Source organism: Mesorhizobium sp. M0293 (assembly GCF_040321735.1).
Taxonomy (GTDB): Bacteria; Pseudomonadota; Alphaproteobacteria; order Rhizobiales; family Rhizobiaceae; genus Mesorhizobium.
In genome coordinates this window covers 1-2,813 of sequence record NZ_JAMYSA010000240.1, presented here as the reverse complement: position 1 = coordinate 2,813, position 2,813 = coordinate 1, and the positions used below count along the sequence as shown (strand labels likewise).

Genomic DNA, 2,813 nt, shown 5'->3' with positions numbered 1-2,813 from the left:
TCGCCCCCACGGCAGCCTAAAGTCAAAACCGCCCATCAGTCGCCTCGCCTTAACCGACGACAACCTGTTGAGGCTCCACACCTAGTCGCCGCTTGAAGACCGAAGGCGGCGAGAGCCGCAACTGCTGCCAGAAGCGGCAGCCAGAACTGCACGTCCCCCATGGTCCGCAGCGTCAAGCCGCTGAGCAGCGACCACAGCAGCGGGATCGGCATGAGCAGGAACAGAAGCCTGCCGCGCGCCAAAAGCAGAACACCGAGTGTAACTATCACGGTGGGGTCGGGCGCGATGCCGAAGATTTCCGTACCGGACCAGGAACGTCCAAAGACCTGCGGGAGAAGCGGATAGGCGACAAGCCCGAAAGCCACGAGGAGGAGCCCGATCCAGCCGACGATGCCGCGCTGGTCGAAGGTGAGCCCGTTGAACATTGTGCCGGTGAATAGCAGCAGGATCGCCTGGAGTGCGAAGAGCGGCGCGACATACTCGATCGCCCAGTTGATCGCCGCATAGCGGTTCCACAGGAAGGACCATCCGACGAAGGTCCAGATCAGGGCGAGCATGAGCGCGATCCACCGGTCGTGGCTAAAAGGCCGCCGATGAACGACAACGACCATGCCGAGGCCGGCGGCGAGCGCCAGGAACTGCAGCGGCCAGAGCGCGGCGTTGTGCATCTCGAACATGCGCCAGTAGACGCGCGGCGAGAAGAGGAGAAAATCCTCCGGCCGGTAAGTCCACCATTCAGACATCAGAGATCGCGCACGTAGGCTGCCATCCGCTCGCGCATCGCCGCATCGGGAAGCAGTCCCGCGGCCGCAGCCATGTTTTCGCGCACATGGTCGACGCGGGTCGTGGCGGGGATGACGACGGTGACGGCGGGATGCAAGAGGATGAACTTCAGGATGAACAGCGCCCAGGTCGAGGCGCCGATCTCGCTTGTCCATCCGGGCAGCGGCTCGCCTTCGAGCCGTCGCGTCAGCGCACCCTGCCTGAAGGGCCGGTTGACGATCACGGCAATCCCTCGATCGGCCGCAAGCGGCAACAGCCGCTCCTCCGCCTCGCGGTCGGCGATGTTGTAGGTGAGTTGCACGAAGTCGAGTGGCTGGCTGCGCATGATTTCTTCGAAGAGATCGTGCCGGCGCCCCTCCGACGTGGTGATGCCGACATAGCGGATCTGGCCTGCCGCCTTCATCTCGAACAGCGTTTGAAGATGCGCCTCCCAGGCGACAAGATTGTGGACCTGGACGAGGTCAAAGTGCTGCACGCCCCAGTAGCGGCGTGACTGTTCGAGCTGTGCGCTTCCGCTTGCGCTGGAGGAAGTCCAGACTTTCTCCGCCGAAAACAGCGTGTCGGGTCGTCCGAGCCTTTCGAGGCCATGGCCGATGACGGGCTGGGACGAGCCGTACATGGGCGAGGAATCGATCATCCGCCCGCCCGCCTCGAAGAAGGCGGCCATCACATCGGCGCATTCGTCCCTGAGTACCGGATCGTCGCCGACATTGAAGGTGATCCAGGTGCCGAGCCCGACAACCGGGATCATCTCGGCGGATGACGGGATAGGCCGCGTCGCGGGCGTGGTAGGCTGACTGAGCGCGACTGCCGGGATCATGGCGGCAGTCGCCGCCGCAATTGAGCCTTGGACGAATGTTCTCCGGGTCGTCGTCATAAGCGTCTCCGTCGTTCAGTCGTTCGCGGCGTTGGCGAATGGCGGAGGCCCTGCTGCAGCAAGCGCCGTTCGCGTTCAACGCCGTCTAGCAGGACTCGTTCCAAACTTCTAAGATTGTGCTGATCGTAGGGCTCCAATCGTCCGAGCGTTCGCGCTAGTGTGTTTACTTCAGCCGACAATGACCGGCGCGAGCCGACAAATGATCGGCGCGCAGCTGAGCAGAAACGTCTGCTTCTGGCGCGCCCGCCGCCTCCAGTGCGGTCGCCGGGAATCTCCGCTTTGAGGCACCAAGCACAGCTAACTTTAATGACGAAGATAAGGCGCTTAGCATCCACGGCTCCACTGGGAAATGGAGCCGCATCTGGCTAGACTTCCGTGGCCTCGGCGAGTTCGAGGGCATCTTCTACGTCGACGCCAAGATACCGGACTGTGTTCTCGATTTTGATGTGGCCCAGCAGAATCTGAACAGCGCGGAGGTTACCTGTCGTCTTGTAAATGATCGACGCTTTGGTACGCCGCAGCGAATGCGTGCCGTATTCCTGGGGTCGAAGTCCGATCGCCACAACCCATTCGTCCACGAGGCGGACATACTGCCTCGTGCTTATGTGACGCTTTGGGTCGATCCTGCTCGGGAATGCATAGTCGTCGACCGTGCCGCCGCGCCGTTCCAGCCATGCGAAGACTGGAGCGTGCGTCGCTCATCAACTCGAACTGCACCGGTCGGCCCGCCTTGTGTTGCACGACCATCGCGCGGGTTCGAATTTCCGGCCCGAGAACCAAGGTGCCGATCTTGATCCTGATGAAATCGCAGCCGCGCAACTTGCTGTCGATTGCTAGATCGAAGAGGGCTCGATCGCGCAATCGCCGCTCTCGATCGAGAAAGAATCGGATCGCCCATATCTGTCGAGATTTCAGCGGGCGTTTCGTTCCGACCTTCTTGCCCGCGTTCCACGCGCGGCGATCGGGAGCGGTGGAGTCATAGTGAGAATGTCCCATTTCGTTTCTCCTTCGGCCATGATTGGCTACGGGAGGAACGCCCAGGTACTGACTCGGTTGGGATGGGGCCGAAGAACGAACCCGCTGCGCGGGATGGGCGCCCGCGGTTGAGGTAGAGATCAAGAACCGGTCGTTGCGCCTGCGTTGAGCGGGGTTC

1 protein-coding gene and 2 pseudogenes are annotated in these 2,813 nt (G+C 62.1%); all 3 read right to left on the bottom strand.

The window, feature by feature from the left end; translation table 11 throughout:
• Window positions 1–113: 113 nt before the first annotated feature.
• A pseudogene (locus NKJ06_RS35045) lies at window positions 114–677 on the bottom strand (DUF6064 family protein); the annotation flags it as partial.
• A 65-nt stretch (window positions 678–742) separates the two neighbouring features.
• Window positions 743–1,660, bottom strand: a complete 918-nt coding sequence (locus NKJ06_RS35040) for an aldo/keto reductase (protein WP_352636046.1) — start codon at window positions 1,658–1,660, stop codon at window positions 743–745.
• Between the two features lie 365 nt (window positions 1,661–2,025).
• A pseudogene (locus NKJ06_RS35035) lies at window positions 2,026–2,656 on the bottom strand (tyrosine-type recombinase/integrase).
• Window positions 2,657–2,813: the final 157 nt, after the last annotated feature.